We start from the raw sequence: 22,039 nt of genomic DNA on the forward strand, positions 1-22,039 counted from the left end.
TTGAAAGCCCTCGACGAACTGACCTTCGATAATCGTTTCGCCCGCCTGGGCGATACGTTTTCCGCCCACGTGCTGCCCGAACCCATCGACAACCCGCGTCTGGTGGTGGCCAGCCCCGCCGCCATGGCACTGCTCGACCTCGACCCTGTCGTGGCCGAAACCCCGGAGTTCGCCGAACTGTTCAGCGGCCATAAGCTCTGGGCCGACGCGGTCCCGAGGGCGATGGTCTATTCAGGTCATCAGTTCGGTTCCTACAACCCACAGCTGGGCGATGGTCGCGGTCTGTTGCTGGGTGAGGTCTACAACGAGGCCGGCGAGCATTGGGACCTGCACCTCAAGGGTGCCGGCCAGACACCCTTTTCGCGCATGGGTGATGGGCGAGCGGTCCTGCGATCCTCGATCCGCGAGTTTCTCGCCTCCGAAGCGCTGAATGCCCTGAACATCCCGACCACCCGCGCGCTGTGCGTGATCGGCTCCGACACGCCGGTTTGGCGCGAGAAACAGGAGCGCGCGGCCATGGTCCTGCGCCTGGCGCCGAGCCATGTGCGTTTCGGGCATTTCGAATATTTCTACTACACCAAACGTCCCGAGAAGCAGAAAGAGCTCGGCGAGCACGTGCTGGCCATGCATTTCCCGGAATGTCTTGAACAGCCGGAACCGTACCTGGCGATGTTCCGTGAAATCGTTGAGCGCAACGCTGAACTGATCGCCAAATGGCAGGCCTATGGTTTCTGCCACGGCGTGATGAACACCGACAACATGTCGATCCTGGGCATTACCTTCGACTACGGCCCGTTCGCGTTCCTCGACGACTTCGACGCCCACTTCATCTGCAACCACTCCGATGACCAGGGTCGTTACTCCTTCAGCAACCAGGTGCCGATCGGCCAGTGGAACCTCAGCGCCCTGGCCCAGGCCCTGACGCCTTTTATCAGCGTCGAAGCCCTGCGTGAAACCCTCGGCCTGTACTTGCCGCTGTACCAGGCCCATTACCTGGACCTGATGCGCCGCCGCCTCGGCTTCACCACGGCCGAAGACGATGACCAAAAACTGCTGGAACACTTGCTGCAACTGATGCAGAACAGCGGCGTCGACTACAGCCTGTTCTTCCGGCGTTTGGGTGATGAGTCACCTGAACTGGCCGTCACCCGTTTGCGCGATGACTTCGTCGACATCAAGGGCTTCGATGCCTGGGGTGAGCTCTACATCGCCCGGGTTGCCCGTGAAGGCGAGGTTGATCAGGCACAACGCCGCAAACGGATGCACGCCGTCAATCCGCTCTACATCCTGCGTAACTACCTGGCGCAGAAAGCTATCGATGCGGCGCAGAGCGGCGACTATTCAGAGGTACGTCGGCTGCACGCAGTGCTGAGCAATCCGTTCGAGGAGCAGCCGGGGATGGAGAGCTATGCCGAGCGGCCGCCGGAGTGGGGAAAGCATCTGGAGATCAGTTGTTCGTCGTGAGGCTGATCAGATAAAGGTCTCCACTGACACACCGAAGCGCTCGGCCAACCAGCGGATCTGCCGCAGGTTGAGCTGACGCTTGCCGCTCAGAATCTCGGAGACAACAGACTGGGCGCCGACACCGGGCAAGTCGCTTTGGCTCAGACCGTGCTCGCGCATCAAGTAGCCGAGGACGTCGACACCGCTGGGCTTCGGCATTGGGTGATGCTTGTGATCCCATTCCTCAATCCAGTCACCGATGATATCCACAAGACTCATCAGAGGATGGGACTCGTCATCACCGGTCATCTCGAGCAACTCGTCCAGCGCCCGCGCCAACATGTCATAGTCGTCTTCATTTTTTGGTTTGCGCAGTACAGGCGAGACAAACTCCCAATGCTCGGCAGCTCTTTTGATCAGAACACTCATGCTCTTTCCTCCTTCCATTTTCCGCGATCATATTCGCGGTGATCCAGCACATGCTTGATATAAAGCTTTTGCGATCGATACCTGACAAAAGCGATCAGCCGCAATTTATTGCCACCGATATCGAAAACGTGATGCTCACCCACCTTGTCGACAGCAGGAAAGATGGCTCTCATCGCCGCAAAATCCGATGGCTTACTTCCTTTGGCCAATTGATACCAATAATCCAATGCGGTGGCTGTATTTGGCCATTTGGTCTTGGCTTCACGTATTCGTTTTTCGGAGATGACAGCATGCAACATCCTTATCGCATTCTGCTATGGGTAGTTAATCACAGACCAAAAATATCGCAAGTTGCGATATTAGTGCGCAGACCAACGGTCTCGCGCAGTACGACTCAGCCTAGTTTTATCGCCTGACGCTGCACGATTGAAAATATGAGCAAACGTCTCCAAATAGGAGTGATCGGCTTCTTTAACAGGACCATCCTCATGCCCGACCCACTCCTAATCCCCTGCCCCCACTGCAACGGCCTCAACCGCATCCCCGCCTCGCGCCTCAACGACCATCCAAAATGCGGCCGCTGCAAAGCCGAGGTCTTGCTGAACAAACCGTTCGATTTGAAACAAAGCGATTACGCCAGCCAGATCAAGGGCGATCTGCCGCTGCTGGTGGATGTATGGGCGGACTGGTGTGGGCCGTGCAAGTCGTTTGTGCCGGTGTTTGAGCAGGCGGCGGTGCAATTGGCGGGCAAGTGTCGGCTGGCCAAGCTGGACAGCGAGGCGAACCAGCAGCTCTCGGCGCAGCTAGGGATCCGTTCGATCCCGAGTCTGATTCTGTTCAAGGACGGCCGGGAAGTCGCACGCCAGAGCGGGGCCTTCCCATTGCCGCAGTTGATGAGCTGGTTGCGCAGCCAAGGGATCTGACGAGCAGTCAGGTGTTTTCCAGCAGGTTGTGCAGCTCGACGAATTGCTGCGTCAGCTTATGACGCGGATCGAGATGGATCAGCGGCGTGTTGGCCTGGTGGGATTCACGCATGCGCACCGAACTACCCAGGTACACCGGCAACACCGGCAGGCCCTCGGCGATCAGTTCGTCGAGGATTTGCTGGGGCAGACTGGCGCGAGCCTGGAACTGGTTAACGACAATTCCTTCGACTTCCAGCCCTTCGTTGTGGTCGTCCTTCAATTCTTCGATTTCTGCCAGCACGCCGTACAACGCCTGACGCGAGAAGCTGTCGCAATCGAAGGGGATCAGCACACGATCAGCCGCAATCAAGGCCGAAACCGCATAGAAATTCAGCGCCGGCGGGGTGTCGAGGTACATCCGGTCGTAATCGCCCTCCAGCTCCTCAAGCAATTTGCGCAGCTTGTTGATCTTGTGTTTGGCCTCAAGCTTGGGCTGCAGGTCAGCCAACTCGGCGGTCGCGGTGATGACGTGGAGGTTGTCGAACGGGGTTTCGTAGATATCGACCTGGTTTTTCTTCGAGAACGGTCCGGAAGACAGGGTCTGTTTGAAAAAATCGGCGATGCCCATCGGAATGTCATCACCGGTGAGCCCAGTCAGGTACTGAGTGGAGTTGGCTTGGGCATCGAGATCCACCAATAGGGTGCGATAACCCTCGCTAGCGCTGACCGCCGCCAGATTGCAGGCAATGCTGGATTTGCCTACGCCACCTTTCTGATTGAACACCACGCGCCGCATGTCAAAACCTCCGTGTATCAAAGAATGACCGAGTGTAGTAGTCCATGGCGCTGCTTAGCTACCTCGCCGGCATCGGGACTACACAGTCAGGTGTGATCTCACGCGGAAAAAACCATGAACTCGTGCATTCCTTGCTGACAGAGCCGACAGACAGGCAGGTCCCAGTGTAGATAATGGCCAAATGACAGCCGCGCACGAACCAGCCAGTACATTTCATTGAGCAAAATGTAACCATCATTTGCTACACGCCCGCCGCAACGGGATAATGCGCGCCACTCGGCGCCAAGCGCCACGTAAGGTAGTTCGCGCTTTTTGCGACTCACCACGTCAAGGAAGCCCGCAGGGGCGGGATGAATGTCTGTGATCAACTTCAACATCGCCCAATGGCGCGCGTGGGCCCCTGGGCTCGAAAGCGTGGACGATTGGCAGGCCTGGAGCCGACAACCGGTCGTGCTTGCGAGCAGCGATGCCGCCCCCGACGTCTCGTTTCTGCCGGCCATGCAGCGCCGTCGACTCAGTCGTCTGGCGCGGATGGCGTTCAGTGTCGGCTGGCCTTTGGCCGACGGTCGCCAGGACCTACCGTTGGTCTTTATTTCTCGCCACGGCGAAACCCCGCGCACTTTCGATATTCTCAGCGATCTGGCTGCCGATCAGCCGCTGTCGCCGACTCAATTCAGCCTGTCCGTGCACAACGCGATCATCGGCCTGTGGTCGATCATGCGGGGTGAAACCAGCGAAATGACCGCCCTCGCGGCAGCCGGCGATGGCCTTGAACACGGCATGCTAGAGGCCGCGGCTTTGCTTGGCGAAGGCGCACCCGCGGTACTGCTGATCGTCACCGAAGAGCAACCGCCCGAAGCCTACTCGACCTGGATCGACGACGTGCCGTTCCCTTACGCGGTCGGTCTGCTGATCACCCCCGGCAACGATTGGCAGCTGTCCCTGAACAGCACCTCGGATGAGTTGTCCAAAGCCCACTGGCCCCATGCCCTGAACCTATTGAGTACCCTGCTCGGCCAGCAGACAACCTGCCAACATGCCTGGAAAAATCGTGTATGGACCTGGCAACGCAACCTGTAATCGATAAAAACCGCGACGCCTATTACTGGCGCCTGCTGGCTACCGCCGCAAGCTTCACCCTGTTCGGGTTGGGCGGGCTGTGCCTGCGCCTGGTGGTTTTTCCGCTGCTGAACTGCCTGCCCGGCGATGCCCCGACACACCGGCTTCGAGCGCGGCAGACCGTCGCTCGCCTGTTCTGGTTTTTTGTGCGATTCATGGCTCGCACCGGCGTGCTGACTTACGACATCCAGGGCGCCGAAAAACTCGGTCGACCCGGGCAAATGATCATCGCCAATCACCCGTCGCTGATCGATGTGGTGTTCCTGATCGGCCTGGTGCGTCACGCCAACTGCGTGGTCAAGAAAAGCCTCTGGGAGAACCCTTTTACCCGCGGCCCGCTAGGCAGCACCGAATACATCAGCAACGACGGCAGCATGGACATGCTCGATGCCGCTGCCGATGCGCTTAAAAGCGGCCAGACCCTGATCATCTTTCCCGAAGGCACCCGCACCCAACCGGGTCAGCCGCCGGCCTTCCATCGGGGTGCTGCGGCGATCGCGCTGCGCGGTGCGAGAATTCTCACCCCGGTGATCATCAAGGTTAGCCCGACCACATTGACCAAGGCCGAACCCTGGTATCGAATCCCCAAACGTCGCGTGCACTTCAGTTTCCGTGTCGGGGCCGATATAGACCCACAAGCCTTCGCCGCGCTGGGCCCTGCTCCACAGGCCTCGCGCAAGCTCAATGACTATTTGCATCATTACTTTATTAAGGAGCTCGCCGAAGATGAGCGATCTACACCGTGAAATCAAAGAGCTGATCATCGACGCCCTGGGCCTGGAAGACATCAGCGTCGAAGACATCGGCGACGACCAGACGCTGTTCGGCGAAGGCTTGGGCCTGGATTCCGTAGACGCCCTGGAACTCGGCCTGGCGATCCAGAAAAAATACGGCATCAAAATCGACGCCGACGCTAAAGACACTCGCAATCATTTCAGCAACGTGACGAGCCTTGCGGCGTTCGTCACTGCAAAACAGGCAGCTTGAGACCGGACCATGCAAACTCGTGACGACATCTTCAACACCCTGCGCGATGCTCTGGTCGAGCTCTTCGAGCTGGACCCTGAGCGCGTGAGCCTCGAATCCAACCTGTATCAGGACCTGGAAATTGACAGCATTGACGCGGTCGACCTGATCGATCACATCAAACGTCAGACCGGCAAGAAAATCGCTGCCGAAGAATTCAAAACGGTGCGCACGGTCAGCGACGTGGTCGAGGCGGTCTACCGTCTGGTTCAGCCGGCCGCATGAGTCGATTGATCGGCCTTGGCCTGCTGCTGGCGGGTCTGCTGTACCCCTTCGCGGTGTATTTCGGCATGGAGCATTTCGCCCCATGGCAGTTCGGTCTGCTGCTGGGCAGTCTGTGGCTGGCCCGGGCGCTGCTCGGCGCGCGCCGTCCTGGCAGCGTGTGGATGGCGATCACCGCGATCGTTTTTTGCCTGTTGCTGGCGCTGTTCGACAGCCCGCTGTTGCTGCGCTGGTACCCGGTGCTGATCAGCGCTTTCATGCTTGGGTTGTTTGGCCTGAGCCTGAAATACGGCCCACCGATGATCGAACGTCTGGCGCGTATGCGTGAACCGCAATTGCCGGCCAAGGCGATTGTTTATACGCGCCAGGTGACGATCGTCTGGAGCGTGTTTTTCCTCTGCAATGGTTTGCTCGCCGCCGCTCTGACCCTCTGGGCACCGCTGAGTTGGTGGATGTTGTACACCGGCCTGATTTCCTACGGATTGATGGGCCTGCTGTTTGCCATTGAATGGCTTATACGACAACGGGTACGAGGCCACCCATGAATTGGATAAAACTTGAGCAACTGTTGCTCAAGGCGCAATCGGAACGTGCCGTGACGGCCGAACCGACGCTGAATCACGCGCAACTGTGCGTACAGGCGTTGAGCCTCGCCGCGGGCCTGCAAGCCCAGAGTGTACGGCGCATTGCCGTGCACCTTGAGGATGCCGCCGACCTGGCGATTGCCCTGCTGGGTGCCTGGCGTGCCGGGGTCAGCGTGCTGCTGCCCGCAGACCTGCAAGCCCAGACTCGACAGCGCTGGTCGACCGAAGTCGATCTGTGGCTGACCGATCAGGCCGATGACGCGCACCTGAGCGATTACCGACATCCGCCGTTGATGGCCGCTGCACTGGATCTGGATCGCTGTTCGCTGAGCCTGTGTACCTCCGGTTCCAGTGGCGAGCCCAAGCGCATCGACAAAACCCTGCGTCAACTGGCCAATGAAGTCGAAGCGCTGGAGCTGCTCTGGGGAACCGATCTGGGCCAGGCTTGCATCATTGGCAGCGTCGCCACTCAACATATCTACGGATTATTGTTTCGAGTGCTGTGGCCGCTGTGCGCCGGGCGCTCGTTTGTGCGCAAGCAGCTGGCATTCCCTGAAGACCTGCAGCGCGCCAGCCGCGAACACCCGGCGTTTGTCTGGGTTGCCAGCCCGGCACTGCTCAAGCGCATGGGCGACAACCTTGACTGGCCCGCTTTAAGCGCGGTTCGCCGAGTATTTTCCTCCGGCGGTGCATTACCGGCCGAGGCCGCGCAAAGCCTCCAGCAACGCCTGCAGCAATGGCCGACGGAAATCCTCGGCAGCTCGGAAACCGGCGGCATCGCCTGGCGTCAGGGTCACGATCTCTGGCAGCCCTTTGCTGACATTGAATTGAGCCAGGACAGCGACGGCGCTCTGCTCATTGCTTCGCCGTACTTACCGCACGGCCATATCGAACACACTGCGGACGCCGCGCGAATCGCTGCCGACGGCCGATTCGAACTGCTCGGACGTCTGGACCGGATCGTCAAACTGGAAGAAAAACGTATCTCGCTACCGATGCTGGAACAGGCTCTAATGGCCCACGACTGGGTCGCCGAAGCGCGTCTTGGCGTGGTTCAGGAAAACCGCGCTTCGTTGGGTGCGCTGCTGGTGCTGACCGAGTCAGGCCTGCATGCCCTGCGTAATCAGGGTCGACGCACCCTCACGCAAGAACTGCGTCAACATCTGAGCCAGCATTGCGAAGCCTTGGCCTTGCCACGCCGTTGGCGCCTGTTGCGGCATCTGCCGCTGAACGCTCAGGGCAAACTGCCCCAGGCCACCGTTGAAGCCCTGCTGCTGGCGCCGCGCACCAAGGCCCCGGAGGTCCTGGAGCAGATCGAAGTCGATGGCGAGTGGAGCCTGCAACTGGCGGTACCACCCGACCTCGCTTACTTCAGCGGCCACTTCCCCCAGGCGCCGGTATTGCCCGGTGTGGTGCAAGTGGAATGGGCGTTAACGCTGGGCCAGCAATTGATGGACCTGCCGGCAAAATTCGCCGGCATGGAAGTGCTGAAATTCCAGCAACTGGTGCGCCCCGGCGATGAAGTCCAGCTGCACTTGCGCTTCGACCCGACGCGCAACAAGTTGTATTTCGCCTATCGCAACGAGACCGCGACCTGCTCCAGTGGGCGGATCTTGCTGGAGGCAGCAACCGATGCATAACCTTGGTGAGTGCTGCGCACTCATTCGCGAGCAGGCTCGCTCCTACACTGGATCTGCGCCCAACACGAATCCCCTGTGGGAGCGAGCCTGCTCGCGAAGCAGACAACTCGGTCTTTCAGGCGTGCGCCATCATGCATAACCCCTGCGCCGTGGTCCCGGTCTACAACCACGAAACCGCCATCACCACCGTGGTTGATGCGCTGCTCGCAAGCCGCCTGCCGTGCATTCTTGTGGACGACGCCAGCAGCCCGGCCTGTGCAAAGGTGCTCGATCAACTGGCCCAGCGCGACAAGGTGTACCTGATCCGACTCGGCGCCAACCAGGGCAAGGGTGGTGCGGTCATGACCGGTTTCCGCGAAGCCTCGCGCCTGGGCTTCAGCCATGCCTTGCAGGTGGACGCCGACGGTCAGCATGATCTGCAAGACGTCCAGACCTTCATCGAACAGTCACGCGCCCATCCCGAAGCGGTGATCTGCGGCTATCCGCAATACGACGCCAGCGTGCCGAAAGGTCGTTTGTACGCCCGTTACCTGACTCACGTGATGGTCTGGATCAACACCCTGTCGTTGCAGATTCGCGATTCCATGTGCGGCTTCCGCGTCTATCCGTTGCCACCGACCCTGGCGCTGATCGATACCGCGAAGATCGGCAAGCGCATGGACTTCGACTCGGACATTCTCGTGCGACTGGCGTGGCGCAATCTCCCCATGCAATGGCTGCAAACCAAAGTCCATTACCCGCTGGATGGCGTCTCGCATTTCCGCCTGTTCCACGACAATGTGCTGATTACGAGCATGCACACCCGGCTGTTCTTCGGCATGTTGCTGCGAGCGCCGGTGATTCTCTGGCGCCGGTGGCGAGCATGAGCAGCAACGTGGACAAAAAGCACTGGGCTGACCGCCAGGAGCGCGGCAGCTTCTGGCTAATGAAGCTCACGGCGTTCGGTGCAAAGGTGTTGGGCCGTCGGCTGCTGAGCCCGCTGCTGTACGGCATCGTACTGTACTTTTTCCTGTTCGGTCGCAGCGCTCGCCGCAGCGCCTGGCAATACCAGCAACGGCTCGCCGACTGGAGTGGTCGCAACACATTGCGCCCGACTCATTGGCGGGTGTTCGGCCAGTTCATGGCCTTCGCCGACTCCATGCTCGACAAACTCGACGTGTGGAACGGCAAGCTGAGCATCGAGCAGATTGAAATCATCGACCCGGCATTGCTGCGCAATCAACTGCGCGGCACCCGCGGGCAGATGCTGGTGGGCGCGCACCTGGGCAATCTCGAGGTCTGTCGTGCGTTGGCGGAGATCGGCGAAAAAGTCACGATGAACGTGTTGGTGCACACCAAGCACGCCGAGCAATTCAACCGTTTGCTGGGCGAGGCCGGCGCGACCAATCTGCGCCTGATCCAGGTCAGCGAACTGGACCCGCTGATCATGCTGCAACTTCATGAACGCCTGGAACGCGGCGAGTGGCTGGCGATTGCCGGCGACCGCGTGCCGCTGCATGGCGGGCGTAGCGTGACCGTGGATTTCCTCGGCCATCAAGCCGCGTTCCCTCAGGGGCCATGGTTGCTGGCCGGGCTGCTGAAATGCCCGATCAACCTGATGCTGTGCCTGAAGAAACCGACGGGCGACTATCGACTGACCCTCGAACCGTTCGCCGAGGCCGTGGTGTGGAAACGCAGCGACCGCGAGCAGGTCATTCATCAGTGGGCCTCCCGCTATGCCGAACGCTTGGGTCACTATTGCCTTGAAGCGCCTCAACAATGGTTTAACTTTTACCCTTTCTGGAAGACCGATGACGACGCCAACGCTTGAGCCGGTAACCTTCGGCGAACTCCCTTTGCGCATCGAAGACGTGCTGGCCCTGGCCAATCGTCAGGTGCCGACGCAGTTGCAAGGCGACCCTGCGTACCGCGAGCGTATCGCCAAAGGGGCGCGATTCCTCGACTCCCTGCTGGACAAGGAAGGCGTGATCTACGGTGTGACCACCGGTTACGGCGATTCCTGCGTGGTCGCGGTGCCGCTGCATCACGTCGAGGCGTTGCCCCGTCATCTGTACACGTTCCACGGCTGCGGCCTGGGCAAACTGCTCGATGCACAAGCCACTCGTGCGGTATTGGCGGCACGTTTGCAGTCGCTGTGCCACGGCGTGTCCGGGGTGCGCGTGGAGCTGCTGGAACGCCTGCAAGCCTTCCTCGAACACGACATTCTGCCGCTGATTCCGGAAGAAGGTTCGGTGGGCGCCAGCGGTGATCTGACGCCGTTGTCCTACGTCGCCGCGACCCTGTCCGGTGAGCGTGAAGTGATGTTCCGGGGTGAACGCTGGCAAGCCGCCGACGTGCACCGCGAACTGGGTTGGGAACCGCTGGTACTGCGTCCCAAAGAAGCACTGGCGCTGATGAACGGCACCGCCGTGATGACCGGTATCGCTTGCCTCGCTTTCGCCCGCGCCGATTACCTGCTGCAATTGGCCACCCGCATCACCGCGTTGAACGTGGTCGCGCTGCAAGGTAACCCCGAGCACTTCGACGAGCGCCTGTTCGCCGCCAAACCGCATCCGGGACAAATGAAAGTCGCCGCGTGGCTGCGCAAGGATCTGGCGATCGACGCGCCGACCGCGCCGCTGCATCGCCTGCAAGACCGCTATTCCCTGCGTTGCGCGCCCCACGTCCTCGGCGTGCTGGCCGACAGCCTGAACTGGCTGCGCTCATTCATCGAGATCGAGCTCAACAGTGCCAACGACAACCCGATCATCGACGCCGAAGCCGAACGCGTGCTGCACGGTGGGCACTTCTATGGCGGCCACATTGCGTTCGCCATGGACAGCCTGAAGAACCTGGTGGCCAATGTCGCCGATCTGCTCGACCGTCAACTCGCGTTGCTGGTGGACGAGCGATACAACCACGGTTTGCCGAGCAACCTGTCCGGTGCAACCGCGGATCGCGCGATGCTCAACCACGGCTTCAAAGCCGTGCAGATCGGCACCAGTGCCTGGACCGCCGAAGCGCTGAAAAACACCATGCCGGCCAGTGTCTTCTCGCGCTCCACTGAGTGTCACAACCAGGACAAGGTGAGCATGGGCACCATCGCCGCTCGCGATGCGATCCGCGTGCTGGAACTGACCGAACAGGTCGCCGCCGCCACCCTGCTGGCCGCCAATCAAGGCGTCTGGCTGCGCAGCAAGGCCGAGGATGGCCGTCCATTGCCGCCAGCCCTGGCCGCCATGCACGAAGAGCTGGCGAAAGACTTCCCGCCGGTCATCGAAGACCGGGCGCTGGAAGGCGAATTGCGCCTGTGCCTGCAGCGTATCGCCGAGCAACACTGGAGGCTGCATGCGTAGCAAGGGCGTGCTTCACACCGATACGGAAATCCTCGTGCCGTTCTTTGACGTCGACACCATGAACGTCGTCTGGCACGGCCATTACGTCAAATACCTGGAAGTCGCCCGCTGCGCGCTGCTGGACAAGATCGGCCACAACTACGACGCCATGGTCGAGTCCGGTTTCGCATGGCCGGTGATCGATCTGCAATTGCGTTATGTGCGCGGCGCAGTGTTCGGCCAGAAGTTGAATGTGCGCGCAAACCTGGTCGAGTGGGAGAACCGTCTGAAGATCAGCTACCTGATCAGCGATCTGGAAACCGGCGAACGCTTGACCCGCGCCAGTTCCGTGCAGGTCGCCGTCGACATGAGCAGCCGCGAAATGCTGTTGGCCTCACCCAAGGTCTTCACTGACGCTGTTGAAAGGATGCTCGCATGACCCCGTTCTTCAAATGCCTCGGCGCGGTGGCGCTGCTTGGTTTGTCATCAATCGCTCATGCCTTCGATCTGCAACAACTCAGCGATCAATTGGCCAAACCTGATGTGATCCACGGCAACTTCATCCAGGAAAAACACCTGCGCTCCCTGCCCCAGCCGTTGACCAGCAAAGGCACCTTCGTCCTCGCTAAAAACCACGGCTTGCTCTGGCTGCTGAAAACCCCGCTGCAACAGGATTACCGCATCAGCGACAAAGGCATTGCCCGGCGTGACGCCAACGGTTGGCAAATGCTCCCGAGCAAGCATGCCGGCGCCCAGCAGAACCGCTTGTTCCTCGCCGTACTGCAAGGTGACAGCAGCGGGCTGCAACGGGATTTCGAGCTTTCGCTGAGCGGCGATGCGCAGAACTGGAAGCTGACGCTGACCCCGCGTTCAATGCTCCTCAAGCAGGTGTTCACTCAGATCAACATTGCCGGCGGCGAACTGGTGCACAGCATCGAGCTGCTCGAAACCCAGGGCGACAGCACGCTTTTACGCATGCAAGACAGCACCAGCGCCCAACCGTTGAGCAACGCGGAGCAACATGACTTTGCCGAGTGAACGGAGTCTTCCGCGGCTGTTTCTGATCCTGCTGCTGGCGGTGCTCGCGCTCGCCGGTTGGCAATGGCGTGACGGCGCCCCGCTGTCGGCCAACCTGATGGAACTGGTGCCAGGCACGGCGCCGGACGCGCTGGAACTGCGCGCCGAACAACGCATGCAAGAACCGCTGAACCGCGAAATGCTGGTGTTGGTGGGTCATACGGATCGCCAGCAAGCCGTCGCCATGGCGCAGAAACTGGGTGAGCAGTGGCAGGCGAGCGGCTTATTCGAAAAGGTCCAATGGAACCTGCAAGCCGACCTCCCGGCGCTGCGCACGCAATTGCTGCAAGGCCGACTGGCAATGCTCTCGGCGGTCGACCGGCAGCAACTGATCGAGCATCCCGACGCGTTTATCCAGCAAAGGGTGCAAGCGCTGTTCGACCCCTTCACCGGTTTCAGTCTGGTGCCGAGCCAGGATGACTGGCTGGGCCTGACCGGGCGCATCCAGAACAGCCAGCCGCAACACGGCGCCGTGCAACTGGACATCGGCAGCGGTGCGCTGGTCGCCGATGCCGACGGCAAGAGCTGGGTGTTGCTGCGCTCGCGAACCACGGGCAACGCCTTCGACATGAACCTGCCGCTGCAAGTGGCCGATCTGCTCAAGCACAGCCGCGAAGAGGCCGCCCAAGCCGACGTGCAGCTGATTGCCGCCAGCGGCCTGCTCTACGCAGCAGCCGGTCAACAGCAAGCGACGCGAGAAATGACCTGGGTCGGTGGCGGTGCCACAGCGGGGATTCTGTTGTTGCTGTTGCTGGCCTTCCGGCGCTGGCGCGTGTTGCTGGCCTTCGTCCCGGTGCTGGTGGGCATGCTCTTCGGCGCGGTGGCCTGCGTGGCGCTGTTCGGCCATATGCACGTGATGACGCTGGTGCTCGGTTCGAGCCTGATCGGCGTGGCGGTCGATTACCCGCTGCATTACCTGTCCAAGAGCTGGAGCCTGAAACCCTGGCACAGTTGGCCGGCCCTGCGCCTGACGTTGCCGGGCCTGACGCTGAGCCTGATCACCAGTTGCATCGGTTACCTGGCCCTGGCCTGGACCCCCTTCCCGGCGCTGACCCAGATTGCCGTGTTCTCTGCCGCTGGTCTGCTCGGTGCTTATTTGTCTGCGGTGTGCCTGCTCCCGGCACTGCTCAAAGGCGTAGACCTACGACCGGCGCAATGGCCACTGCGGGTTTCCGAGTATTTGCTGGGGCGCCGTGAAGCGTTGCTCAAACTCGCGAGCACGCCGGTGTTGTTGGCGCTGCTGATTGCCTTTTGTGTGGGTGGTCTGTTGCAGCTCGACACCAAAAACGACATTCGCCAATGGGTCGGTGCACCGCAGCAACTGACTGACCAAGCACAAACCATTGCGCGCATCACGGGCTATCAACCCACCAGCCAGTTCTTCCTGGTGCGGGCGGCCAATCAGCAGGAACTGCTCGAACGCCAAACCGCGTTGAGCGAGCGGCTGGATCAGTTGATCAACCTGGAAAAACTCCAGGGTTATCTGTCGCTCAATCAACTGGTTAGCCAGCCGACCGAACAGCGGCAAGTGCGCGAAGCGTTGAACACATTGCCGCAGTTCTGGCAACCGCTGCTCGATGTCGGCGTGCCGGCCGAGGCGCTGCAAGCAGAGCTCACGAAGTTACAGGCACTGCCCACCGAAGACATCGACGCGGCGCTGGTCGGTCCGTTGGCCGAACCCTATCGCGCACTGTGGCTGGGGCCGACCGAGGACGGCGTAGCGGCGATGGTCAGTCTGCAAGGCCTGAACAACCCCTCTCTGCTGCGCGTCCAGGCGCTGGATTTGCCGGGCGTGGAACTGGTGGATCGCCTCGGTGAGTTGAACAAGGTGTTCGCCGCGACTCAGGTCAGTGCCGCAGAGCTGAAACTCGCTTCCTGTGTGCTGATCGTGCTGGTGCTGATCCTGCCGTTCGGCTTCGGCGGCGCGCTGCGAATCGTCGCCCTGCCACTGCTGGCCGCGCTGTGCAGCCTGGCCAGTCTCGGTTGGCTGGGGCAACCGCTGACGCTGTTCAGCCTGTTCGGCCTGCTGCTGGTGACGGCCATCAGCGTCGATTACGCGATCCTCATGCGTGAACAGGTCGGTGGCGCTGCGGTGAGCCTGCTGGGCACCTTGCTGGCGGCACTGACCACCTGGCTGTCGTTCGGTCTGCTGGCAGTGTCCAGCACTCCGGCGGTGAGCAACTTCGGCCTGTCCGTTAGCCTGGGCCTGGCCTTCAGCTTCATGCTTGCGCCTTGGGCCGGACGCCAGATTCACACCACCCCGGTCGCGGAGTCTGCTGCATGATGATTGCCTTGTTTTGGGCAATGGCCCTGGCACTGTTCGCCGTGGCCACCCGGGTCGGTCGTCACTTCGGCGTGATCCCGATCGTCAGCCAGTTGCTGCTGGCCACCTTCGGCCTGCCGCTACTGATGTACTTCTGGGTCGAACCCCAGTGGCAATTAAGCGGCGCCGCGCTGGTCGCGCCGGTCTGGCTGAAAAACCTCTACAGCCTGAGTTTTGCCTTGTTGCTGGGGCACATTCTCAGTGACGTGATCGACCTGCGACTCGACCGTCAGAGCCTGAAAATCGCCCTGCCGAGTTTCTCCATTCCGTTTGCCTGCGGCCTCGCGACAGCGGTGTGGCTGTTACCGCCGCAGCCGTGGATCAGTTCTCTGGCGGTCGGCTTGCTGTTCGCCATCACCGCGATTCCGGTGTTGTATTTGTACCTGCGGCACATCAACTACCCGCCCACCGCGACCCGGCGACTGGTGCAGACCGCCATCCTCATCGACCTCACCTGCTGGACCCTGTTCGCCATCGCCCAGGGCAGCCTGCACTTGAGCAGCCTCCTGCTGCCGCTGGCGGGCGCCTGCCTGCCGTTGCTGCTGCGTCTGCTCCGATTGCGCCAACCGTTGCTGCACAGCGGTTGCTTCTTCGCACTGCTGGTCGTGGCGGAACACTTCAAGCTCAACGCGCTGATTTTCGGCATCGGCTACCTGATGTGGATGGCCCTGCTCAAAGTGCCGCTGGTGCTGCCGTTGCCGGTGATCTGGATGAGTCACTTGCAGACGTACATCGCGATCCCGCTGATCCTCACGTTCGGCATCGTGCAGATCAACGTCCACAGCGCCATGGCCAGCCTCGGCTGGGTGCAACTGGCGGCACTGCTGCTGTTCCCGATTGCCAGTAAACTGCTGGGCAACTGGCTGGGCCTCGGGTGGGCCGGCGCCTCGTTTGAAGGCGCCAGTCGCTGGCGCGAAAGTATCTTGCTGAATATTCGTGGCTTGAGTGAAATCGTCTTTCTCAACTTGCTGCTGCAACAACACCTCATCAGCCCGGCGCTGTACTTCGCGCTGATGGTGATGGGCCTGATCGCGACACTGCTGCCGGCACTTGCCGGCATGCACCGAACCCCTCTGAACATCGCCGTCCCGGCAAGGAGCCCCCGTGCCAACAGTTGAAATGGAACATCGCCAGGTCGTGGTGATCGGTGCCGGTCCATCGGGCGCCATCGCCGCCGCGCTGCTCAAGCGCAAAGGCCACGATGTGTTGATGATCGAACGCCAGCATTTCCCAAGGTTTTCCATCGGTGAAAGCCTGCTGTCTCACTGCCTGGATTTCGTCGAAGAAGCCGGCATGCTCGAGGCCGTAAACGCCGCTGGATTCCAGTTGAAAAACGGTGCGGCATTCGCCTGGGGCGAGCAGTACAGCGCTTTTGATTTCGGTGACACCTTCAGCAACGGCAAGCCAACCACCTTCCAGGTCCAGCGTGCCGATTTCGACAAACTGCTGGCCGATCAGGCCGCGCTGCAAGGCGTGGACGTTCGCTACGGCGAAGCCATCGTCAGCGTCGATTTCACACTGCCCAAACCGCAGCTCGACGTGCTTCGCGAAGACGGCAGCCAGTACCGCGTCGAAGCCGATTTCGTACTTGATGCCAGCGGCTACGGCCGCGTGTTACCGCGCTTGCTCGACCTTGAAGCACCGTCGGATTTCCCGGTGCGTCAGGCTGTGTTCACCCATGTCGAAGACCACATTGACAACCCGACCTTCGAGCGGGAAAAAATCCTCATCACCACCCATCCGATCCACCGCGATATCTGGTTCTGGACCATCCCGTTCAGCAAAGGCCGTTGCTCGGTGGGCGTGGTTGCGGCAGCCGAACACTTCGAAGGCCGCATGGAGAATCTGGACGAGTGCCTGCGTGGGTTTATCGCTGAAACCCCAAGCCTGGCCGGTGTGCTGAACAACGCTGTGTGGGATACGCCTGCTCGAACCATCGGCGGCTACTCGGCCAACGTCAAAACGCTCCACGGTCCTGGCTTTGCACTGCTCGGCAACGCGGCGGAGTTTCTCGACCCGGTGTTCTCCTCCGGCGTGACCATCGCCATGCGCTCGGCGAGCATGGCCGCCGGGGTTCTGCATCGCCAACTGCAAGGCGAACGTGTCGATTGGCAGACTGAGTTCGCCATCCCGCTCAAGCGCGGCGTCGACACCTTCCGTTGCTACGTCGAAGGCTGGTACGCCGGGACGTTCCAGGACGTGATCTATCACGTGGGCGGCTCTGCGGATATTCGCCGCATGATCAGCTCGATCCTGGCCGGCTATGCGTGGGACGAACGTAATCCGTTTGTCAGCGAAGCCAAACGCCGGTTGCGTATGCTCTCGGAAATTTGCGCGAGTGATGCCTCTTGAGCTACTTGAGCGACACCTACGTCGAAGAAACCCGTTTCGGTTTCTGGTTCCTGCGCAGCCACACCTGGCAGCACCATGTACTGCGAGTGGCAATCAACGATTTGCGCAGCCTGTTCAGCGAAACACCGCCGAGCAACCCGGTGCTGCTGGATGCCGGTTGCGGTCAGGGAAAGTCATTCCAGTACTTGCACCAGACCTTTGCGCCCCAGCGCCTGATCGGTCTGGACGCCGACCCTCACAGCCTGAACCTGGCCGGCGAAGAAGCCGTCCGTCAGGGCATGGAGGTTGAGTTGATCGGCAGCGACTGCGCGCGCATCAACGTTGCGGACGCCAGCGTCGATCTGCTGTTCTGTCACCAGACCTTCCATCATCTGGTGCAGCAAGATCAGGCACTGGCCGAGTTCTACCGCGTGCTCAAGCCCGGTGGCTATCTGCTGTTCGCCGAATCCACCGAGGCTTACATTGATACCTGGGTGATCCGCTGGTTGTTCCGCCATCCAATGCATGTGCAGAAGAGCGCCGCCGGGTATCTGGAAATGATTCGCCAACAGGGTTTCGAATTCGGCCCGAAAAACGTGTCTTATCCGTACCTGTGGTGGAGCCGCTCCAAGGATTTCGGCTTGCTTGAACGCTTTGGTCTACGCCAGCCAAAACCCATTGGCCAACGGGAAGAAACCCTGGTCAATGTGGTCGCGCGCAAACCCCTTGAAAGGTGTGCCTGATGATCCGTTTTCTGCTCCTGGGTTGCGTCCTGTTGCTGAGCGCCTGTGCCAGCCGGGCGCCGCTGCCCGAGCACCCTCTGAACCTGTCGTTGCCGCTGCAATTGCACATCCAGCGCCTGGTGGCCGACCAACGGCAGGACTGGGTGCTGGTGATCCAGCGTGAAGGCCCGGGCATTCGCTGGTCGATGATGGACTTGCTGGGCATTCCACAGGCACGCCAGAAACTGGTCGATGGTGAGTGGCAGGCTGACGGCCTGCTGCCACCCAATCCAGAAGCGCGAGAGCTGTTCGCTGCGTTGCTGTTTGCACTGACCCCCAAAGATGAACTGTCAGGCAACTATCCCGCCGCTTGGCAGCATGGCGCGCAGCGGTCCTTGCCAGCGCACTGGGACGTCCGTTACTCACAACCCATGAGTTTTGAATTGAACCTGCCCAAAGGCCCGAAATATCGCGTCACGCCGCTCAGTGGGGACGCGCCATGACGGCCTACCTGAATGCCCTCGGGGTGATCTGCACCCTGGGCCGTGACAAGCACGAAGTCGCCCGCAACTTGTTTGCCGGTGACTGCTCGGGCATGCGCAATGAAGCCGGCTGGGTGGCGGAACGGTCGCTACCCGTGGCCGCGGTCCAAGGTGAACTGGCACCGATCCCGGCTGAGCTTGCGCAGCAAAGCAGCCGTAATAATCAATTGCTGTTGGAAGCCGCGTTGCAAATTCGCGAAGACATCGACCAGGCGATCCAGACTTACGGTCGCAGCCGCATCGGTATCGTTCTGGGCACCAGCACTTCGGGCATCGACGAAGCCAGTCGCGGCCTGGCCCATTACATCCGCGAGCATCAGTTCCCGGCCGATTACGACTATCAGCAACAGGAACTCGGCGCCCCGGCGAACTTCCTCGCCGACTGGCTGCAACTGAGCGGCCCGGCCTATGTGATTTCCACAGCCTGCACCTCCAGCGCCCGAGCGCTGATGAGTGCTCAGCGGTTGCTGAACCTGGGCGTGTGCGACGCGGTGCTGTGCGGCGGTGTCGACAGCCTGTGCAAGCTGACCCTCAATGGGTTCTCAGCGCTGGAAGCGGTGTCCGGGCAACGCTGCAACCCGTTTTCGGTGAACCGTAACGGCATCAACATTGGCGAAGCGGCGGTGCTGTTTTTGATGAGCAAAAGTGTCGGCGACAGCCAGCCGATTGCCCTGCTCGGCAGTGGCGCCAGCTCCGATGCGCATCACATTTCCGCACCGGAACCCAGCGGCCGTGGCGCCCTGCAAGCAATGCGCAAAGCCTTGAGCCTAGCAGAACTGCAGCCGCAGCAGATCGATTACCTGAACCTGCACGGTACCGCCACCCAACACAACGACGCCATGGAAAGCCTGGCAGTGGCGACGTTGTTCCCGGCGGGTGTGCCGTGTTCGTCGACTAAACCCATGACCGGCCACACCCTCGGCGCGGCCGGCGCTCTGGAAGCGGCGTTCTGCTGGTTGAGCCTGAGTGCAGGCAACCGCGAGCACGCCTTGCCACCCCACGTCTGGGACGGCCAACCGGACCCCGAACTGCCAGCCCTGAATTGGGTGACCCCGGCCAATCGCCTGGCGTCCATTGCACCTCGCTATCTGATGAGCAACTCCTTTGCCTTCGGTGGCAACAACGTCAGCCTGATTATCGGAGACGCCCCATGATTGACTGGCCGATCGCCGAACTGCTGCCGCACGCTGGCGACATGATCTTCATCGATCAGATCCTGGCGTTCGATGACGAGCAGATTCACACCCGTCTCACGGTCAAGCCCGATGGCCTGTTCAACCGCCCGGACGGCAGCCTGCCGGCCTGGGTCGGCATCGAATTGATGGCCCAGAGCGTCGCTGCCTACGCCGGTTGCCATGCCCGCCAGCGTGGCGATGCGGTGGAACTGGGGTTTCTGCTCGGCACCCGTAAATTCGAATGCAACGTCGAGCACTTCCCCGTCGGCACCGAGCTGACCATCCACGGAATACGCTCGCTGGAAGACGACAACGGCATGGGCGTATTCGAATGCCACATCACCGCCCCCGGCATTCACGCCACCGCTCGTCTGAACGTGTTCCGTCCGCCTCAGGCCGCTCAATACCTTCATGAATCTCAAGGAGCCCAGTCATGACTGAATCCGTACTGGTCACCGGTTCCAGCCGTGGCATCGGCCGCGCCATCGCTTTGCGTCTGGCCCAGGCCGGGCATGACATCGTGCTGCATTGCCGCAGTGGCCTTGCGGACGCTGAAGCCGTGAAGGCCGACATCGAAGCGTTGGGGCGTAAAGCGCGCATCCTGCAATTCGACGTATCCGACCGCGCCAGCTGCAAAGCCACTCTCGACGCCGACGTGGAAACCCACGGCGCCTATTACGGCGTGGTGCTTAACGCCGGTCTGACGCGCGACGGTGCTTTTCCAGCCCTGAGCGAGGATGATTGGGATGTGGTGATGCGCACTAATCTCGACGGTTTCTACAACGTGCTGCACCCGGTCATGATGCCGATGATTCGTCGCCGCGCGGCCGGACGGATTGTTTGCATCACCTCGGTTTCCGGATTGATCGGCAACCGTGGCCAGGTCAACTACAGCGCCTCCAAGGCCGGGTTGATCGGTGCCGCGAAGGCGTTGGCGATCGAATTGGGCAAGCGCAAAATTACCGTTAACTGTGTCGCACCCGGCTTGATCGACACCGCGATGCTCGATGAAAACGTGCCGGTGGAAGAACTGATGAAAATGATTCCCGCACAACGCATGGGCACACCTGAAGAGGTGGCCAGCGCTGTGAATTTCCTGATGTCGGCGGAAGCGTCGTACATCACCCGGCAGGTTCTGGCCGTCAACGGAGGCCTGTGCTGATGAAGCGCGTCGTCGTCACCGGCATGGCCGGCATCACCTCACTGGGCAGCGATTGGGACACCATCGCCAGCAACTTCGCCGCCAATCGCAGCGGCATACGCCGCATGGATGAGTGGGATCGCTTCACCGAACTCAACACGCGCCTGGCGGGGCCGATCGATGACTTCAAAGTGCCGAGCCACTGGACCCGCAAACAATTGCGCAGCATGGGCCGGGTCTCGCGCCTGGCGGTCGGTGCGGCGGAACAGGCATTGGCCGATGCCGGGCTGTTGGGTGACGAATCGATCAAGGACGGGCGCATGGGCGTTTCCTGCGGCTCATCCACCGGCAGCACCGACGAGATCAAGGCGTTCGGCAACATGCTGCTCAACTCTGTGGCCGAGGGCCTGAACGCCAACTCCTACGTGCGCATGATGCCGCACACCACAGCGGCGAATATCAGCATCTTCTTCGGCCTCACCGGTCGGCTGATCCCGACCTCCAGCGCTTGCACCAGCGGCAGTCAGGGCATCGGTTACGCCTACGAATCGATCAAGTTCGGCCGCTTGCCATTGATGCTCGCCGGCGGCGCCGAAGAACTGTGCCCGACCGAAGCCATGGTCTTCGACGCGCTCTACGCCACCAGCCTGAAAAACGACGCACCGCAGACTTCCCCACGCCCCTACGACATCGGCCGCGATGGCCTGGTGATCGGTGAAGGCGGCGGCATGCTGGTGCTCGAAGAACTCGAACACGCCTTGGCTCGCGGTGCGCACATCCACGCCGAACTCGTCGGTTTCGGCAGCAACGCCGACGGCCAGCACGCCACCCGGCCGGAGCAAACCACCATGCGCCGAGCCATGGAGCTGGCCCTGGAAGACGCCGGGCTGAAGCCTTCGGACATCGGCTACGTGAATGGTCACGGCACCGCGACTGAACAAGGCGACATTGCCGAAACACTGGCAACGAGCGCGTTGTTCGGCGAGCACATGCCGATCAGCTCGCAGAAGAGCTTCCTCGGCCACACCCTGGGAGCCTGCGGTGCACTGGAATCCTGGTTCAGCATCGAAATGCTGAACCGCGACCTGTACGTCCACACCCTCAACCTCGACGAGGTCGACCCGCACTGCGGCAAGCTCGATTACCTGCGCGGCGAGTTCCGAAAGATGAGCAACCAGTACGTGATGAACAATAATTTTGCGTTTGGCGGGGTTAATACGTCGCTGATCTTCCGGCGCTGGTCGTAACTT

25 protein-coding genes are annotated in these 22,039 nt (G+C 61.1%); 22 read left to right on the top strand and 3 right to left on the bottom strand.

Annotated features, from left to right (window positions below; translation table 11 throughout):
* Nucleotides 1-1,464: a protein adenylyltransferase SelO gene (gene selO, locus ACYZT0_RS23355; RefSeq protein WP_462043188.1), complete on the top strand. Its 1,464-nt coding sequence runs from the start codon at nt 1-3 to the stop codon at nt 1,462-1,464.
* Between the two features lie 6 nt (nt 1,465-1,470).
* Here selO and ACYZT0_RS23360 read toward each other — a convergent pair whose 3' ends face one another.
* Nucleotides 1,471-1,872, bottom strand: coding sequence for a helix-turn-helix domain-containing protein (locus tag ACYZT0_RS23360; protein ID WP_282379823.1), 402 nt, complete (start codon nt 1,870-1,872; stop codon nt 1,471-1,473).
* Nucleotides 1,869-2,171, bottom strand: a complete 303-nt coding sequence (locus ACYZT0_RS23365; RefSeq protein WP_462043189.1) for a type II toxin-antitoxin system HigB family toxin — start codon at nt 2,169-2,171, stop codon at nt 1,869-1,871. Before ACYZT0_RS23365 ends, ACYZT0_RS23360 begins: the two co-directional genes overlap by 4 nt.
* Before the next feature lie 189 nt (nt 2,172-2,360).
* Here ACYZT0_RS23365 and trxC point away from each other — a divergent pair, with 189 nt between their 5' ends.
* The gene (gene trxC, locus ACYZT0_RS23370; RefSeq protein WP_462043190.1) at nt 2,361-2,795 is read left to right on the top strand and encodes a thioredoxin TrxC; all 435 of its coding nucleotides are present in this window, start codon (nt 2,361-2,363) and stop codon (nt 2,793-2,795) included.
* A gap of 7 nt (nt 2,796-2,802) precedes the next feature.
* Here trxC and ACYZT0_RS23375 read toward each other — a convergent pair whose 3' ends face one another.
* Complete coding sequence (locus ACYZT0_RS23375) at nt 2,803-3,573, bottom strand: ParA family protein (protein WP_462043191.1); 771 nt, start codon at nt 3,571-3,573, stop codon at nt 2,803-2,805.
* A 354-nt stretch (nt 3,574-3,927) separates the two neighbouring features.
* On the opposite strand from ACYZT0_RS23375, the gene ACYZT0_RS23380 reads away from it, so the two are divergent.
* The 20 genes from ACYZT0_RS23380 (at nt 3,928) to ACYZT0_RS23475 (ending at nt 22,036) form a co-directional block, all read left to right on the top strand.
* A complete protein-coding gene (locus ACYZT0_RS23380; protein ID WP_462043192.1) occupies nt 3,928-4,653 on the top strand; it encodes a beta-ketoacyl synthase chain length factor in 726 nt (241 codons plus the stop codon).
* Complete coding sequence (locus ACYZT0_RS23385; protein WP_462043193.1) at nt 4,629-5,438, top strand: lysophospholipid acyltransferase family protein; 810 nt, start codon at nt 4,629-4,631, stop codon at nt 5,436-5,438. The genes ACYZT0_RS23380 and ACYZT0_RS23385 overlap by 25 nt, the downstream gene beginning before the upstream one ends.
* On the top strand, nt 5,419-5,679 hold the full coding sequence (locus ACYZT0_RS23390) for a phosphopantetheine-binding protein (RefSeq protein WP_462043194.1): 261 nt from the start codon (nt 5,419-5,421) through the stop codon (nt 5,677-5,679). The genes ACYZT0_RS23385 and ACYZT0_RS23390 overlap by 20 nt, the downstream gene beginning before the upstream one ends.
* 9 nt (nt 5,680-5,688) lie before the next feature.
* Nucleotides 5,689-5,943: an acyl carrier protein gene (locus ACYZT0_RS23395; RefSeq protein ID WP_017336166.1), complete on the top strand. Its 255-nt coding sequence runs from the start codon at nt 5,689-5,691 to the stop codon at nt 5,941-5,943.
* Nucleotides 5,940-6,485: a COG4648 family protein gene (locus tag ACYZT0_RS23400; RefSeq protein ID WP_462043195.1), complete on the top strand. Its 546-nt coding sequence runs from the start codon at nt 5,940-5,942 to the stop codon at nt 6,483-6,485. The genes ACYZT0_RS23395 and ACYZT0_RS23400 overlap by 4 nt, the downstream gene beginning before the upstream one ends.
* Nucleotides 6,482-8,164 (top strand): AMP-binding protein, encoded by a 1,683-nt coding sequence (locus ACYZT0_RS23405; RefSeq protein WP_462043196.1) that lies wholly within the window; start codon nt 6,482-6,484, stop codon nt 8,162-8,164. Before ACYZT0_RS23400 ends, ACYZT0_RS23405 begins: the two co-directional genes overlap by 4 nt.
* A 131-nt stretch (nt 8,165-8,295) precedes the next feature.
* Nucleotides 8,296-9,030, top strand: coding sequence for a glycosyltransferase family 2 protein (locus ACYZT0_RS23410; protein ID WP_462043197.1), 735 nt, complete (start codon nt 8,296-8,298; stop codon nt 9,028-9,030).
* Entirely contained in the window at nt 9,027-9,974 is a 948-nt protein-coding gene (locus tag ACYZT0_RS23415; RefSeq protein WP_462043198.1) for an LpxL/LpxP family acyltransferase, read from the top strand. Before ACYZT0_RS23410 ends, ACYZT0_RS23415 begins: the two co-directional genes overlap by 4 nt.
* Nucleotides 9,955-11,499, top strand: coding sequence for an HAL/PAL/TAL family ammonia-lyase (locus ACYZT0_RS23420; RefSeq protein ID WP_462043199.1), 1,545 nt, complete (start codon nt 9,955-9,957; stop codon nt 11,497-11,499). Before ACYZT0_RS23415 ends, ACYZT0_RS23420 begins: the two co-directional genes overlap by 20 nt.
* On the top strand, nt 11,492-11,917 hold the full coding sequence (locus ACYZT0_RS23425; protein WP_462043200.1) for an acyl-CoA thioesterase: 426 nt from the start codon (nt 11,492-11,494) through the stop codon (nt 11,915-11,917). Before ACYZT0_RS23420 ends, ACYZT0_RS23425 begins: the two co-directional genes overlap by 8 nt.
* Nucleotides 11,914-12,516: an outer membrane lipoprotein carrier protein LolA gene (locus tag ACYZT0_RS23430; RefSeq protein ID WP_462043201.1), complete on the top strand. Its 603-nt coding sequence runs from the start codon at nt 11,914-11,916 to the stop codon at nt 12,514-12,516. Before ACYZT0_RS23425 ends, ACYZT0_RS23430 begins: the two co-directional genes overlap by 4 nt.
* Nucleotides 12,500-14,839, top strand: coding sequence for an MMPL family transporter (locus tag ACYZT0_RS23435; protein ID WP_462043202.1), 2,340 nt, complete (start codon nt 12,500-12,502; stop codon nt 14,837-14,839). The genes ACYZT0_RS23430 and ACYZT0_RS23435 overlap by 17 nt, the downstream gene beginning before the upstream one ends.
* Nucleotides 14,836-15,996, top strand: a complete 1,161-nt coding sequence (locus tag ACYZT0_RS23440; RefSeq protein ID WP_462043203.1) for a cation:proton antiporter — start codon at nt 14,836-14,838, stop codon at nt 15,994-15,996. Before ACYZT0_RS23435 ends, ACYZT0_RS23440 begins: the two co-directional genes overlap by 4 nt.
* A complete protein-coding gene (locus ACYZT0_RS23445; RefSeq protein WP_462043204.1) occupies nt 15,983-17,230 on the top strand; it encodes an NAD(P)/FAD-dependent oxidoreductase in 1,248 nt (415 codons plus the stop codon). Before ACYZT0_RS23440 ends, ACYZT0_RS23445 begins: the two co-directional genes overlap by 14 nt.
* Nucleotides 17,227-17,952 (top strand): class I SAM-dependent methyltransferase, encoded by a 726-nt coding sequence (locus ACYZT0_RS23450; RefSeq protein ID WP_462043205.1) that lies wholly within the window; start codon nt 17,227-17,229, stop codon nt 17,950-17,952. Before ACYZT0_RS23445 ends, ACYZT0_RS23450 begins: the two co-directional genes overlap by 4 nt.
* On the top strand, nt 17,952-18,434 hold the full coding sequence (locus tag ACYZT0_RS23455) for a hypothetical protein (protein ID WP_462043206.1): 483 nt from the start codon (nt 17,952-17,954) through the stop codon (nt 18,432-18,434). Before ACYZT0_RS23450 ends, ACYZT0_RS23455 begins: the two co-directional genes overlap by 1 nt.
* Nucleotides 18,431-19,627, top strand: a complete 1,197-nt coding sequence (locus tag ACYZT0_RS23460; protein ID WP_462043207.1) for a beta-ketoacyl-[acyl-carrier-protein] synthase family protein — start codon at nt 18,431-18,433, stop codon at nt 19,625-19,627. Before ACYZT0_RS23455 ends, ACYZT0_RS23460 begins: the two co-directional genes overlap by 4 nt.
* A complete protein-coding gene (locus ACYZT0_RS23465; RefSeq protein WP_462043208.1) occupies nt 19,624-20,085 on the top strand; it encodes an ApeP family dehydratase in 462 nt (153 codons plus the stop codon). Before ACYZT0_RS23460 ends, ACYZT0_RS23465 begins: the two co-directional genes overlap by 4 nt.
* On the top strand, nt 20,082-20,810 hold the full coding sequence (gene fabG / locus ACYZT0_RS23470; RefSeq protein ID WP_462043209.1) for a 3-oxoacyl-ACP reductase FabG: 729 nt from the start codon (nt 20,082-20,084) through the stop codon (nt 20,808-20,810). Before ACYZT0_RS23465 ends, fabG begins: the two co-directional genes overlap by 4 nt.
* The gene (locus tag ACYZT0_RS23475) at nt 20,810-22,036 is read left to right on the top strand and encodes a beta-ketoacyl-ACP synthase (protein ID WP_462043210.1); all 1,227 of its coding nucleotides are present in this window, start codon (nt 20,810-20,812) and stop codon (nt 22,034-22,036) included. Before fabG ends, ACYZT0_RS23475 begins: the two co-directional genes overlap by 1 nt.
* The last annotated feature ends 3 nt before the right edge of the window (nt 22,037-22,039 follow it).

The organism is Pseudomonas sp. ZS1P83 (assembly GCF_054897825.1).